This is a genomic window from Bradyrhizobium sp. 14AA, assembly GCF_054185205.1.
The window spans coordinates 691,789-706,003 of sequence record NZ_JAVAYM010000001.1; the positions used below are offsets into that span (position 1 = coordinate 691,789).

At 64.3% G+C, this 14,215-nt stretch carries 12 protein-coding genes and 1 pseudogene; 6 read left to right on the top strand and 7 right to left on the bottom strand.

Features of this window, described 5'->3' with window-relative positions; genetic code table 11:
* The first annotated feature begins 69 nt into the window (after positions 1–69).
* On the top strand, positions 70–1,872 hold the full coding sequence (locus RAD15_RS03160) for a putative nucleotidyltransferase substrate binding domain-containing protein (protein ID WP_458174253.1): 1,803 nt from the start codon (positions 70–72) through the stop codon (positions 1,870–1,872).
* Positions 1,873–2,547, top strand: coding sequence for a 3'-5' exonuclease (locus tag RAD15_RS03165; protein WP_458174255.1), 675 nt, complete (start codon positions 1,873–1,875; stop codon positions 2,545–2,547).
* A 99-nt stretch (positions 2,548–2,646) separates the two neighbouring features.
* Here the strand turns inward: RAD15_RS03165 and RAD15_RS03170 are convergent, their stop codons facing one another.
* The 3 genes from RAD15_RS03170 to RAD15_RS03180 form a co-directional block, all read right to left on the bottom strand.
* On the bottom strand, positions 2,647–4,506 hold the full coding sequence (locus tag RAD15_RS03170; protein WP_458174257.1) for an ABC-F family ATP-binding cassette domain-containing protein: 1,860 nt from the start codon (positions 4,504–4,506) through the stop codon (positions 2,647–2,649).
* 97 nt (positions 4,507–4,603) lie between these two features.
* A complete protein-coding gene (locus tag RAD15_RS03175) occupies positions 4,604–4,777 on the bottom strand; it encodes a hypothetical protein (RefSeq protein ID WP_458174259.1) in 174 nt (57 codons plus the stop codon).
* A gap of 230 nt (positions 4,778–5,007) precedes the next feature.
* Positions 5,008–5,268 (bottom strand): sulfur globule protein precursor, encoded by a 261-nt coding sequence (locus RAD15_RS03180; protein WP_458174262.1) that lies wholly within the window; start codon positions 5,266–5,268, stop codon positions 5,008–5,010.
* A 309-nt stretch (positions 5,269–5,577) separates the two neighbouring features.
* Here RAD15_RS03180 and ndk point away from each other — a divergent pair, with 309 nt between their 5' ends.
* Together ndk and RAD15_RS03190 are read left to right on the top strand one after the other, a co-directional pair.
* A complete protein-coding gene (gene ndk / locus RAD15_RS03185; RefSeq protein WP_458174264.1) occupies positions 5,578–6,000 on the top strand; it encodes a nucleoside-diphosphate kinase in 423 nt (140 codons plus the stop codon).
* 45 nt (positions 6,001–6,045) lie between these two features.
* The gene (locus RAD15_RS03190) at positions 6,046–6,906 is read left to right on the top strand and encodes a TerC family protein (RefSeq protein ID WP_458174266.1); all 861 of its coding nucleotides are present in this window, start codon (positions 6,046–6,048) and stop codon (positions 6,904–6,906) included.
* Positions 6,907–7,101: 195 nt separating this feature from the next.
* Here the strand turns inward: RAD15_RS03190 and RAD15_RS03195 are convergent, their stop codons facing one another.
* Positions 7,102–7,281: a hypothetical protein gene (locus tag RAD15_RS03195; RefSeq protein WP_458174268.1), complete on the bottom strand. Its 180-nt coding sequence runs from the start codon at positions 7,279–7,281 to the stop codon at positions 7,102–7,104.
* Between the two features lie 316 nt (positions 7,282–7,597).
* Here RAD15_RS03195 and RAD15_RS03200 point away from each other — a divergent pair.
* A pseudogene (locus tag RAD15_RS03200) lies at positions 7,598–7,825 on the top strand (TonB-dependent receptor plug domain-containing protein); the annotation flags it as partial.
* 280 nt (positions 7,826–8,105) lie between these two features.
* A complete protein-coding gene (locus RAD15_RS03205; RefSeq protein WP_458174270.1) occupies positions 8,106–9,527 on the top strand; it encodes a TonB-dependent receptor in 1,422 nt (473 codons plus the stop codon).
* A 77-nt stretch (positions 9,528–9,604) separates the two neighbouring features.
* Here RAD15_RS03205 and RAD15_RS03210 read toward each other — a convergent pair whose 3' ends face one another.
* Genes RAD15_RS03210 through RAD15_RS03220 form a run of 3 tightly spaced genes read right to left on the bottom strand, consistent with a single transcriptional unit; the run spans position 9,605 to position 14,121 of the window.
* On the bottom strand, positions 9,605–9,916 hold the full coding sequence (locus RAD15_RS03210; RefSeq protein WP_458174272.1) for a DUF3240 family protein: 312 nt from the start codon (positions 9,914–9,916) through the stop codon (positions 9,605–9,607).
* The gene (locus tag RAD15_RS03215; protein WP_458174274.1) at positions 9,913–12,987 is read right to left on the bottom strand and encodes an efflux RND transporter permease subunit; all 3,075 of its coding nucleotides are present in this window, start codon (positions 12,985–12,987) and stop codon (positions 9,913–9,915) included. The genes RAD15_RS03210 and RAD15_RS03215 overlap by 4 nt, the downstream gene beginning before the upstream one ends.
* Complete coding sequence (locus RAD15_RS03220) at positions 12,988–14,121, bottom strand: efflux RND transporter periplasmic adaptor subunit (protein WP_458174276.1); 1,134 nt, start codon at positions 14,119–14,121, stop codon at positions 12,988–12,990.
* Between the last annotated feature and the right edge of the window lie 94 nt (positions 14,122–14,215).

Sequence of the window (14,215 nt, forward strand, 5' to 3'; positions counted from 1 at the left end):
CGGTCGGTGCTGCGCTTTCGATGGTCAATCGCCGGATCCCCGGATGATCCGCAGCTTCGAAAGGCCGAAATGCCCAAGGCGTTCGATATCACCAATCCGCCGTTCGATCGCCTGACACTGAGCGAGGCCGAGACGTTGCGGGCCGCGCTGGACATCGGGTACTTCAGTCCGGGCGAAGCGATCATCAAGCGGGACGCTCCGGCGGAGGCGCTCTATGTCGTGATCAAAGGCGTTGTCGAGGAGCGGAACGAGGCCGATTTGCTGGCGCTGCTCGGTCCCAAGGATACGTTCGACAGCCGCGCGCTCGTCCACGACCATAGCGGCCACCAGTTTCTCGCGCGCGACGAGACGCTTTGCTACGTGATCCCCAGGAAGCTCGCGCTTGATCTGATCAAGGCGAATCCGCGCTTTGCAGCGTTTTTCTACCGCGAGATATCCCAGAAGCTGGACGAACTTGCCAACGACGAGGAGATGGGACGCTACGGTTCGTTGATGCACGCCAGGGTCGGCGAACTGTTCCTGCATCCGCCGGTGTTTCTGGCTGCCAGCGATACGATCGAGGCCGCCGGGCATCTGATGCGCGAGATCAACAGCAATGCGCTGTTCGTCAGGGACGGCGAACGGATCGGCATCGTGACCGGCATGAACCTGTCCAAGGCGGTGGTGCTGCGACGCCAGTCCATCCAGACGCCGGTCGGTCAGCTCGCGAATTTCGACATCGTGTCGCTGCGCCGTGATGATTTCGTCTCCTCGGCTCTCCTGCTCATGACCAAGCACAACAAGCGGCGGCTTGCCGTGCGCGACGGCGAAGAGCTCGTCGGAATTCTGGAGGAGATCGATCTGCTGGGGTTTTTGGCGGGAAGCGCTCAAGTCACCGCCGGCCGCATCGATCGAGCCTCGAGCCAGCAGGACCTCGCCACCGCCGCGCGGGAGATCGAGACGCAAACGCGCGTGCTGCGACGGCAAGGCGTCAAGGTGGAGGTCATTGCGGAGATTGTCTCCGACCTCAACCGGCGCCTGCTGTCCCGACTGTTCGAGATGGTCGCGCCGGCCGAGCTGCGCACCAGCAGTTGCCTGATCGTGATGGGAAGCGAGGGGCGGGGCGAGCAGACCATCCGTACCGACCAGGACAACGGCCTCATTCTCGCAGGTCCGATGCAGGGCGAAGTCCTGGAGGCGTTCCGCCGCGAATTCTTCGCCTCCCTCGAGAGCTTCGGCTTTCCGCCCTGTCCGGGCGATATCATGGTGCGCAATCCGTTATGGTCCCGGCCGCTGTCCGACTATCTCGCGGATCTGCGCCGCTGGATCGTACTTCCCGACCAGGCCGGGCACATGAACGTGGCCATCGTCTACGATGCGCAGGCGATCGCGGGCAATGAGCAGCTCCTGAACGACGCCAAGACGGCGCTGATCGAGATGACCCGGGGCGAGCAGGCATTCATGGCCCATTTCGCGCGCGCCGTTGACGCGTTCGAAACGCCGATCGGCCTCTTCAACAATTTGATCACGTCTGAGGGCACCGGCGATGCGCTGGATCTCAAGAAGGGCGGGATCTTTCCCATCGTGCACGGCGTTCGCAGTCTGGCGCTCGAACAGGGCCTGCGCGAGACCTCTACCGACAAGCGGATCTCTCGACTATGCGATCTCGGCGTGCTGCAATCGGACTTCGGACGCGACCTGAAACAGGCCTTCCGGTTCCTGCTGATGCTTCGGCTCGACGGGCAACTGGCCGCATCCGCCGGCGCATCCGGGACTCTGGTGAGACCGGCGCATCTGTCCAGCATGGAACGGCATCTCTTGCGTGACGCGCTCCAGGTGGTGAAGAAGTTCCGGGAGATCGTCGGTCATCATTTCAAGCTCGGCATGTTCTAGATGCTGCCCCGTGCGCTCAAGCGACTGTTGCACCAGGCGACCCTGAGCGACCAATCGTACCGCTTCATGTTCGATCGCGCTCCGGCCGACGAGTTTGTCGTCATCGATTGCGAGACCACCGGTCTGAATGTGCGAACGGACAACGTTGTCGCTATTGCCGCAATCAAGATCCGCGGCAACCGGATTTTGACCAGTGCGCGTTTCGAAGCCATCGTCCATCCCGACAGCGAGCTGGAGGCGGAGGCGATCAAGATTCACCGCTTGCGCCGGTCCGACGTCGAGGCGTCGCCGATCGTCTGGAAGGTGCTGCCGGGCTTTCTGCATTTCATCGGGCCGCGTCCGCTGATCGGCTATTATGTCGACTTCGATATCGCCATGCTGGACAAGTACATCCTGCCGCTGGTGGGGATCGAGCTGCCCAACGAACGCATCGAAGTGTCGCGGCTCTACTACGAACGCAAATACGGCAATGCGCCTCCGAATACGCCGGTCGATCTGTCGTTCGCCGCGATCCTCCGCGACCTCAACATTCCGCCCCTTGGGCAGCACGACGCCTTCAACGACGCCTTGATGACCGCGATGATGTTCCTGCAGCTGCGCGACCTGACCCGGCGCGGGGTCCGCATCCCGCGCCAGCGGACCAGCCCCGTTTTCAATCAGTTCGGAGGAACTTAAGCCCAAGCCGCGGGGGCAGATTACTCAACCGCTCCAAGCCACTTCATGCCGGTGTAATAACACCCGTACTGTGCATGGGGTTGTTTTTCAGATTTGAAGCTAGCCCGCCGCCTCATCGAACTGCGTGCTCGCCTCGAGCCATTGCTCCTCGGCGCGCGCCAGCGCGTCGGCTGCATTGGCGCGGGCCTTCGACAATTGCGCCGCCTGCTTGGGATCCCTGGTGAAGATGTCGGGCAAAGCGAGGGCCGTATCGATCTTGGCGATGATCTCGCTGACGCGGGCAATCTCGGTTTCGGCTTCGGCGATGCGCTTCTTCAGCGAGCCGCGATTGTCCGATCGCGGGCGTTGCGGCTTTTCGCTTGGCGCGCTGCGCTCGCGCGGGGCTTCAGCGTTGCGCGCGGACAGCACCAGGCGGCGGTACTCGTCGAGGTCGCCATCGTAATTGGTGACGGTGCGCTCGGCGACGATCCAGAGCCGGTCGGCGCAGGCCTCGATCAGGTAGCGGTCGTGCGAGACCATGATGACGGCGCCGGGGAATTCGTTGATGGCTTCGGCAAGCGCGGCGCGGCTGTCGATGTCGAGATGGTTGGTCGGCTCGTCCAGGATGATCATGTTGGGGCCGAAGAAGGTCGCAAGGCCCAGCAGCAGCCGCGCCTTCTCGCCGCCCGACAATTTGCCCGCCTTGGTGTCGGCGGCCTTGCCGGAGAAGCCGATCGCGCCGGCGCGCGCCCGCACCTTGGCTTCGGGCGCATCGCCCATCAGCTTGCGGACGTGGTCGTAGGCGGAGGCGTCCTCGTTCAATTCGTCGAGCTGGTGCTGAGCGAAATAGGCGATCGACAGCTTGTCGGCGCGTGTCACCCGGCCGGAGAACGGCGCGAGGCGTCCGGCGAGCAGCTTTACAAGTGTCGACTTGCCGTTGCCGTTGGCACCTAGCAGCGCGATGCGGTCGTCATTGTCGATGCGCAGCGTGACGCGGCCGAGCACCGGCGCCGCCGGATCGTAGCCGACCGAGGCATTGTCGACCGCGATGATCGGCGGCGACAGGATCTTCTCCGGCGCAGGAAAGCTGATCTCGCGCACGTCCTCGGTGACGAGTGCCGTGATCGGCTTCAGCCGCTCCAGCATCTTCACGCGGGACTGTGCCTGCCGGGCTTTCGAGGCCTTGGCCTTGAAGCGGTCGACGAAGGCCTGCAGGCGGGCGCGTTCGGCCTCCTGACGCTTGACCGCCTTGGCGTCGAGCAACTCGCGCGCGGCGCGCTGCTCCTCGAAGGAGGAGTAGGTGCCCTTGTAGAGCGTGAGCTTGCCGCGCTCCAGGTGCAGGATCTGGTCGACCGAGCTATCCAAGAGGTCACGGTCATGGCTGATCACGATCACCGTGCGCGGATAATGGGCGAGGTGATCCTCCAGCCACAGCGTGCCTTCGAGGTCGAGATAGTTGGTGGGCTCGTCGAGCAGCAAGAGATCGGGGGCGGCGAACAGCGTCGCGGCAAGCGCGACGCGCATGCGCCAGCCGCCGGAGAATTCGGCGCAGGGGCGCTCCTGGTCGACGGCTGAGAAGCCGAGGCCGGAGAGGATCGCCGCGGCACGGCTCGGCGCCGAATGCGCGTCGATATCGACCAGCCGGGTCTGGATCTCGGCGATCCGGTGCGGATCGGTCGCGATCTCGGCTTCATGCAGCAGCGCGGCGCGTTCGAGGTCGGCCTTGAGCACGACGGAGATCAGGCTTTCGGGGCCGTTCGGGGCCTCCTGCGCAAGGCTTCCGACCCGCCAGCGCGGGGGCAGGGTCACCGAACCGTGCTCGGCCGCGAGCTCACCGCGGATCACCTTGAACAGGGTCGACTTGCCGGTGCCGTTGCGCCCGACCATGCCGACGCGCGATCCAGGCGTGATCTGCACGGAACTCTGGTCAATCAAAAGGCGTCCGGCGAGGCGGATGGAGAGGTCGGTGATAGCAAGCATGCGGCCTTGTCACCGCAAGGCGCTCCGAACGCAACCCGTTTTTCCGTGAGGTTGTCGTTTGGAAAACGCTCCGCGCTTTCCCGGATCACGCTCGCAATCAGTGCGAATCGCGCTCGCGCCGCCTCAACTCGTCGAGGAGCTGCTCGAGATGCGTCGGGAGACGGGATTCGGGGCGGAGGCTCTGCTGGAGCCTTTCGCCCACGGCATCGCAGATCGAGCGGCTGGTGCGGCGGTCGATCTGTTCGCTGTCATTGGCAAAGAGGCCAGCCATCGCAGGGTTCCGTGTTCTTCAAAGTAACGACACGGATACCAAGTCGTTGGCCCCCAAAATAGTTTCGCCCTTTGGGGGGGAAACCGCGGCATTCTCGTACAGATTGTATGAATCCCGCCATATCCGCCCAAGGAAAAGCCCCGGCGAGGGGAACGCCGGGGCTTCTCTTGGAAGGTACCTGGGGGGCTTAGGTACCCTTGGAAAGGTGCTCTGGAAAGGTGCTGACGGGCTCAGTAGCAGCGGTTGATCAGCCGCCAGCGAGGTCCCCAGGGGGTCGGGACCAGCCGGCGCACATAGCAGCCGCCATAACCGTAGGAGACGGGGCCGCCGGCATAGTAGCGCGGTCCGCCCCAGCCGTAGCCGTGATGCCAGCCACCACCGCCGCCGTGCCAGCCCCATCCGCCATGCCAGTGAGCGGAGGCGGAGGTCGGTGCCAGCGCGGCACCCAGCGCGACCGCAGCAACCGCGGCGAGCGAAAGTTTCCTCAACATGGTGATCTCCTCAAAACTGCCGGCGCGGGGCTATCGCGTCGATGGAAAGGCCGCCGAAACGGTCCGCCTCATGATCAGGCTTCGGTTTCGATGGGGCCCACCCTACGCCGGCGAGGCTGAACCGAATCCTGCCGAAGGCTTCAGATTGGGTTCATCCGGGTGAAATTGTTGTAATCCATGCCGGAATCGGCTGGCCCGCCCTGCGGCCAAGTGCCTGTGAGGCCGTTCCGGCGGTCGCTTGCCGTCCGGCAAAGGCGCCGATATAAGCCCCGCAAACCCGGATCACCGCTTCTTCTCAAGGACAAGATTATGGCCATCGAACGCACCTTCTCGATCATCAAGCCCGACGCCACCGCGCGTAACCTGACCGGCGCGGTCAACGCCGTGATCGAAAAGGGTGGGCTGCGCATCGTCGCGCAGAAGCGCATCCGCATGACCAAGGAGCAGGCCGAGACGTTCTACGCCGTCCACAAGGCGCGGCCGTTCTTCGGTGAGCTCGTGGAATTCATGACCTCGGGCCCCGTCGTCGTTCAGGTGCTGGAAGGCGAGGGCGCCGTCGCCAAGTATCGCGACGTGATGGGCGCGACCGATCCGTCCAAGGCGGCTGACGGCACCATCCGCAAGCTCTACGCAAAGTCGATCGGCGAGAACTCCGCGCATGGTTCGGATGCGCCGGAGACCGCCGCGATCGAGATCGCGCAGTTCTTCTCGGGCAACGAGATCGTCGGCTGATCAATCAGCCGGTAAGTTGAAATCGACGGGGCGAAAGGACGTATTGTGAACTGGCTCTGGCAGATCTTCGATCCCGCTACGATCGGGGCATTCTTCACCCAGTTTCGCAACGAGATGGCCGAACCGACCTTCTGGATTGCGGTCGGCAAGATCATCTGGATCAACATCCTGCTCTCCGGCGACAATGCGCTGGTGATCGCGCTTGCCTGCCGCGGCCTCAAGCCGCGGCACCGCCTGTGGGGCATGATCTTCGGTGCCGGCGCGGCCGTGTTGCTGCGGATCATCTTCACCGGCATCGTCGCGAGCCTGATGGAGCTGCCGTATCTCAAGCTCGTCGGCGGCCTTGCGCTGATCGTGATCGCGGCGAAGCTGCTGGTGCCGGAAGAAGAGGACGAGGACGGCGTCGAGTCCGCCTCGCATCTGTGGCAGGCCGTGCAGATCGTCGTCGTCGCCGACATCGTCATGTCGCTCGACAACGTCATCGCGGTGGCTGCCGCCGCCAATGGCAGCGTGCCGCTTCTGATCCTCGGCCTCGCCATCAGCGTTCCCTTGATCGTCGCCGGTGCGGCGCTGATCATGGCGCTGCTCGCAAAGCTGCCGGTTCTGGTCTGGGCCGGTGCCGCGCTGCTCGGCTGGATCGCGGGCGAGGTGATCGCCACCGACCCCGGCATCGCGCCGAAGCTGCACACGCTGTTCGACGGTCCGTTCGGCGCCTCCTTGGATAAGATACTCAGCGGCCTGCACATCCCGATGCAATTCGGCCATGGCGGCGGAGGCGGCGAATATCTCTGCGCGGCGCTTGGCGTCGTCGTCGTGCTGGTCGTCGGCTCCATCTGGCGCCGGCGCAGCCTGAGCTCGGCCGCGCTCGAATCCTCCGAGCGCCACGCCAAGGCGTCGGCAGAATAATTCTCAAGCGTAGTCAGCAAACGTGATCAGCCTTGCTGGCCCGCGCGCCGGCGAGCATTGCCGCTTCGCGCGAACTCTCCCGGAACTCTTCCGTCAAGCGGTCGCGCGTGGCGCGCTTCGACATGTCGCAGCGTGACTCACTGCGTTCGCAACCTTCGGGCGATCTAGAGTTTATCTCATTATAAACTGCTGAAACTAAAGGCCACTTTCGTTGACTCGATAACGCTGCCCGCGGCACGTCGCTCCGTCGTTCATGTTCATGAAATCGGAAGCTGGTGCGATGCCGTCGCGAGTCATTTGCCGTCCTGTTGCTGTTGTTGCCGCCACCGTCAAAGCAATTCCGACGTATTCCAGCCCGATAGCTTTCGCGGTCACTGTGGTCTCCATCGCCTTGTTCGGCGCCGGGCTGCCGCAGCGCGCCAACGCGCAAAGCGCGGCGCCGGTGGCGCAGGACGCGACCGCGCTGCCGGCGGTGACCGTGACTGCAGACGCGCCGAAGCCGCGCGCGCGCCCGCGCTCCAATCCGGGCCGAACGGCGGTTCGCGGCGGCAGATCGCGTGCAACTGAGCGGACCACGGTTCAGGCGGACGGAAATCCCGCAGCATCGAAGCCGGGCGCGCTCCCGCCATCCTACGCGGGCGGGCAGGTGGCACGCGGAGGACAGGTTGGCCTGTTCGGCAACAAGGATTTCATGGACACGCCGTTCAACATCACGAGTTACACGGCAAAGAAGATCGAAGATCAACAGGCCACGACGGTGGCCGACGTCGTCAGCAACGACCCCTCGGTGCGCTTTACGGGGCAGACCGGCGGCATTCTCGACTCCTTCTTCATCCGCGGGTTTCCGATCGGCGAGGGGAATGTCGGAGAAATCGCCTTCAACGGCGTCTATGGCGTCGCGCCGAACTACCGCGTGTTCACCGACTACGTCGAACGGATCGAGATCATCAAGGGGCCGACCGCGCTGCTTTACGGCATGGCACCAAACAGCAGCGTCGGCGGCACTATCAATATCGTTCCGAAGCGTGCAGGCGATGTCGATCTGACACGGGTCACGACCGACTACGCGACGAACTCGCAGCTCGGCACCCATCTCGACGTCAGCCGCCGGTTCGGCGAGAACCGCGAATTCGGAATTCGCGTCAATGGCAGCTATCACAACGGCGATACGCCGCTGGACAACCAGAGCCGTGAGGCACATGTCGGCTCTGCGGCGTTCGATTATCGCGGCGATAGATTCAGAGCCTCGCTCGTTCATCGATCAGGACGAAAAGTTCGACGCGCCCACGCGGCCGTTCCTGGTCGCAACGGGCGTCGCCGTCCCGACCGCTCCGGTCGGGCGCCGCAATGTCACGCAGTCCTGGGAATGGGCCAAGGTTCACGACAACTCGCTGCTGGCGCGCGGCGAGTTCGACATGACTGATACCGTGACGGTGTTCGCAAGTGGCGGCGGCGGCAGGACCCAGGTCGATCGGCTGTTCGGCACGCCGACGATCCTGAACGCGGCCGGCAACACCACGACGACGCCGGGACATTTCAAATTCGACATCGACCGGAACGTCGCCGACGCCGGCGTGCGCGCCCGGTTTGAAACCGCGGCGATCAGCCACGCCGTGACCTTCCAGGGCAGCTACTACACGGATCAGGTCGGGCGGGGGTCTGTAAACGGAACGCCGGTTCTGTCCAACATCTATGCGCCGGTTGCCCGTCCCGAGCAGCTTGTTCCGGCTCCCGCAACCGTTCCGAAACTCTCGGACAGCGAGCTGACCGGCCTCGCGCTGGCCGATACCATGTCGGTCTTTCAGGAACGTCTGCAGCTGACTGTCGGCGTGCGACAGCAGGGCGTCAAGTCGAACAACTACAACACCACGACGGGTGCCGTGACGTCCGCCTACGACCAGACGGCGTACACACCGATGGTCGGCCTCGTCGTCAAGCCCTGGAGCAACGTTTCGCTGTACGCCAACTACATCGAAGGGCTCAGCAAGGGCGATACCGCACCGACGATGACGGCCAATCAAGGAGAAATCCTGGCGCCGTATTTCAGCAAGCAGAAGGAAGCCGGCGTCAAGGTCGATTTCGGCACGCTCGCGACCACGATCAGCCTGTTCGAGATCATCAAGCCGTCGGCACAGACGGGGGCCGACAATGTCTTCCGGGCTGACGCCAAGCAGCGCAATCGCGGCGTGGAATTCACCGTGTTCGGAGAGGTGCAGCCGGGCATTCGCGTGCTTGGCGGTGTGACATTGATCGACGCGGAGCTGATAAAGACGAGCACGCTAGCCAATCTTGGCAAGACGCCGATCGGAGTGCCCCAGGTGCAAGCCAATCTGTCCGCCGAATGGGACACCCCGTTCGCGCCCGGGCTGACGCTGGTCGCAAACACCATCTATACCGGGCACCAATATCTGAATGGGGCAAACACGCAGATCATTCCGTCCTGGACGAGGCTGGATCTGGGAGCCCGCTACACCACGCGCATCAATAACCACCCGGTCACGCTCCGGGCCCTGGTCCAGAACGTGTTCGATACCAATTACTGGGCCGGCGTCGCGAGCTTCTCCGCAGTGGCGCAAGGCGCGCCGCGAACCCTGCTGTTGTCGATGTCCACGGATTTCTGAGTTGGGTGGCTCAGCGTCAACGGTAGTGGCGCAAGGAGCATCTCATTCTCCGGTGTGGGGCGGCTGAACTGGCTTCTTCAATCGATCGTGCCGAATTCCGTCACGGGCATCGTCCAATAGACAAGCCTGGTTCCGGCGAACGACATCCGCAGACGGTCGAGCAAGCGGCCGGCGTCGCTCCCGGCCAGGATAACCTGCACGATGGTCTGATCGGCGTGGCCCTTCACGCGTTCGGCGGCGGTGTGCAATCGGATTTCGGCGCCGTGACCGGTGCCGTGTGAAGCCGAGAATCCCGAAATCAGGTCGGCTTGCTCGGTGAGATAGTCGAACACCTCGTCGCGGAGCTGGCGCGGCACGATCAGCGTGAGGCAGACCGGCTGCTCGATCATTTGGCCACCTTCGGTGATCCGCCATAGCGGCGATACAGGATCGGCAGGAGAATCAGGGTGAGCACGGTAGAGGACACGAGCCCTCCGATCACGACGATGGCGAGAGGGCGCTGGACTTCGGAACCGGGGCCCGAGGCGAACAGCAGCGGGATCAAGCCAAGCGCCGTGATACTCGCGGTCATCAGCACTGGCCGAAGCCTGCGCATGGCGCCTTCGACGACGATACGATCCTCGCTCAGGCCATGGGCCCGGAGCTGATTGAAATAAGAGACCAGGACGACGCCGTTGAGGACGGCGATGCCAAGCAGCGCGATGAATCCGACCGACGCCGGCACCGACAGATACTCGCCCGTCAGGACCAGCGCGAAGACGCCCCCGATCAGGGCAAAGGGAATGTTGACGAGCACCAGCAAGGCCTGCCGGATGGCGCCGAACGTGGTGAAGAGCAATACGAAGATCAGGCCGACCGCGACGGGCACCACGACGGACAGGCGCGCGGCGGCACGTTGCTGGTTCTCGAACTGTCCACCCCAGGTCAACCGGTAGCCATCCGGCAGTGGGAGCTCGGCCGTGACCTTCTGACGGGCCGCCTCGACGAAGCCGACCATGTCGCGACCCCGGACGTTGGCCCGAACCACGCTCATTCGGGCGCCGTCCTCGCGGTCGATCTTTACCGGGCCGTCCACGCGCTGGATTCTGGCGACCTGCGACAGCGCCACGTGCTGTCCGGAGGCGAGCGTCAGCGGCAGGCTGGCCAGCAGCGTCGGCGCCTCCCGTGTCGTCTTGCTGCCGCGGACCAGTATCGGCGTGCGGCGTCCTTCCTCGAGTGCGGTCCCGATCGTCCGCCCCTCGATCTGCGTGCGGAGCGAGTTGGCGATGGAGTCCACCGTCAGGCCGAGCCGGCCGGCCTCCATTCGATTGACGGCAACCGTGTAATATTGCGCGCCTTCGTTGAGCGTGGTGTAGACGTCCTCGGCGCCATCGATGCCGGACAGAATGGCCGACAGCTTTGCCGCAGTTTCGTTCAGCCTGGCGATGTCGGGGCCGAAGATCTTCACCGCGACGTCGCCGCGCACGCCGCTGATCATCTCCTGCACGCGCATGTCGATGGGTTGGGTGAAGCTGAGCGAAATACCTGGAAAGCCGGCCAGGACCTCACGGAGCTTCTGCAGCAGGGCCTCGCGATTCTCGGTCTGCCTCTCGGCGGTCGGCTTGAGCACGAGGAAGGTGTCGGTCTGGTTGGGGCCCATGGGGTCGAGGCCGAGCTCGTCCGACCCGGTCCGGGCGACGATGCCGGCAATGTCCGGCACGGCCAGAAGCGCGGCCTGGAGCCTCGCGTTCATGGCAAGCGACTCGTCGAGGTTGACGGACGGAAGCGTCTCGACGCTGACGATCACATCGCCTTCGTCCATCGTCGGCATGAAAGTCTTGCCGAGCTTCGTGTAGGCGAAGCCCGCAGCCACAAGGCCGATCAGCGCCGCAGCCATCACCTTGCGCTCGTTGTTCAGGGCCCAGTGCAAGGCAGGCGCGTAGATCCGTTGTGCCGCACGAACCAGCAGGGGATCGCGATGCGATGCGGATTTGAGCACGTAGGACGTCGCGACCGGGATCACGGTGAGCGCCAGCAGCAGCGACCCCGCAAGCGCGAAAATGATGGCCAGCGCGACGGGGATGAATAGCTTGCCCTCCAATCCCTGCAGTGTCAGCAGGGGGACGAACACGATGATGATGATCAGAACGCCCGAGGCAACCGGCTCCAGGACCTCGCAAACCGAACGGTACACCAGGTGGATCAGCGGCGTCGCCTTGCCCGGTTCGTGCTTGCTCAGATTGCCGATGATGTTCTCGACCACGACGACCAGCGCGTCGATCAGCATACCGATCGCGATCGCAAGTCCGCCGAGGCTCATCAGGTTGGCCGACATCCCCACGACGCGCATGACGATCAGTGCGATAACGATGGCGAGCGGCAGGCTGAGAGCAATCACCAGCGAGGCCCGCCAGTTGCCGAGGAAAAGCAGTAGAAGGACGATGACGAGGACGGTGGCCTCGCCGAGCGCTCGCACCACGGTGCCGACGGCGCGGTTGACCAGGCGGCTGCGGTCATAGAACACGTTGATCGAAACGCTCTTCGGCAGCGAGGGTTGCAGCTCGGCAAGCCGGGCACGCACGTCGCGGACGAGTTGGCCCGCATTGGCGCCGCGCAAGCCGAGCACGAGCCCCTCGACGGTTTCGCCGCGGCCGTCCGCCGTCACCGCGCCATAGCGTGTCAGCGTGCCGACTTTGACGGCCGCGACGTCGTTGACGAGGATCGGCACGCCCTCGCGCGTGTCGACGACGATCGCCTTGATATCCTCGATCGAACGGATGCTGCCTTCGATCCGGACCAGGGCGCTGTCCTCGCCCTGGTTCACCCGCCCGGCGCCATCATTGCGGCTGTTGGCTTCGATGGCCCGGCGAAACAGGTCGTAGGAGATGCCGCGGGCGGCAAGCGCATCGTTACGCGGCACGATCTCGAAGGCGCGCACATCGCCGCCGAGCGCATTGACGTCGGCAACGCCGGAGACCGTGCGCAGGGCGGGGCGGATCACCCAGTCGAGCAGGGTCCGGCGCTCGGCGAGCGACAGCTCGGGACTGTCGATCGTGAACATGAACATTTCGCCGAGGGGACTTGTGATCGGCGCAAGACCGCCGCTCACCCCGTCGGGGAAATCACGCGAGATATTCGATAGTCGTTCCGAGACCTGGTTGCGTGCCCAGTAGATATCGGTGCCGTCCTCAAAATCCACGGTGATGTCGGCCAGCGCGTATTTCGTGGTCGAGCGAAGCACCTTCTTGTTCGGCAATCCCAGCAGTTCGAGCTCGACGGGGACCGTGATGCGCTGCTCGACCTCTTCGGGAGTGAGGCCCGGCGCCTTCATGATGATCTTCACCTGAACCGGCGAGACGTCGGGAAACGCGTCGATCGGAAGGCTCGGCAGCAGGACGGCGCCGGCCCCGATCACCAGCAACACACCCAGCATGACGAACAGCCGTTGCGACAGCGCGAACGCAACCAGGCGCCGGAGCATCTATTGCCCCAGTCCGGAGAGAATGCCGCGGAGCGCCGAGATGCCGCCGACCGCGATCGCGTCCTGGTCCGTGACCGGGCCCGACACCACGACATGGTCCTGGTCTTCCGCAAGGAGCTTGACCGAGACCAGCCGGAAGCCGCCGTCGATGGCAACGAAGACCGAGGTTTGTTCGCCCCGCCGCACCAGCCCGCTGTAGGGAATCTCCCAGGCGTTTTCGCCGGCGGAGAGGAAACCGATGCGGGCAGCGGCCGTCTGGCCGGGATGCAGCTCTCCGTCGTTGGGGACTTCCGCGCGAACCAGAATGGTCTGGGTGGCGGAGTCGGTCGTCTCGGAGACCAGCACGACCTTGCCCGGGGTGGCATAGCCGTCGATCTCCACTTTCGCACCGGTGCGGATCGATCGGATATGGTCTGCGGGAACCGCGATTTCGGCCCATAGCGGTGAGAGCCGCGCCAGCTTGACGAGCGGTGCGGATTGTTCGAGCCGCTGCCCCGGCGAGACCGTAACATCGACCACGGATGCGGTTTGCGGCGCATTGACCGTGAGCGTCGCGCTGATCGCCGCTTCCTGGGCCAGCCGGGAAATGGCCTCGTCCGACATCCCGCTCAGATGCAGCATCTGCCGCCGTTCGGCGACCACGAGCGTGGCCTGGCGCGCTTCGGCCTGGCTGGCCTCCAACACGCGCTGCGGCACGGCCTTGCCCTCGAACAGATCGATATTCCGCTTGAGCTGCTGGGTGGCGAGAACCTCCTGTGCCATCGCGTGCAGGAAGTCGCGCTGCTGGGAGACGAAGCTTGGGCTTTCCAGGACGACCAGTGGCTGGCCGGCCGAGGTGCGATCGCCGCGCCCGACCAGGAGATTGGCGACCATGCCGGCCACCGGCGCGCTGACGACCCACAATTGCGGCGTGGGAATCACGATTTGCACGGGATAGGGCAGCGTCAGATCGGTCCGGCTCGCGACCGGATGGGTGACGCGCACGCCGAGATTCCGGGCCTGCGCATCGCTCAGCTTCAATTCATCCTGAGCTTGCGACGCCGAAGGCGAAAAGCAGAATGCAAGGACAAGCAGCGCGCGGCCAGCCACGTTCCGAGCACGGACCGGGAGAGGAATCCCATGATGGAGTTGCATGGCAGATGTGGTCCGAAACAACGTGACGGCACGTTAGTTCGGTCCAGCAAGAATGAGTTGATTTGCATCAACCGACGGGAGCCGGCGGATCACG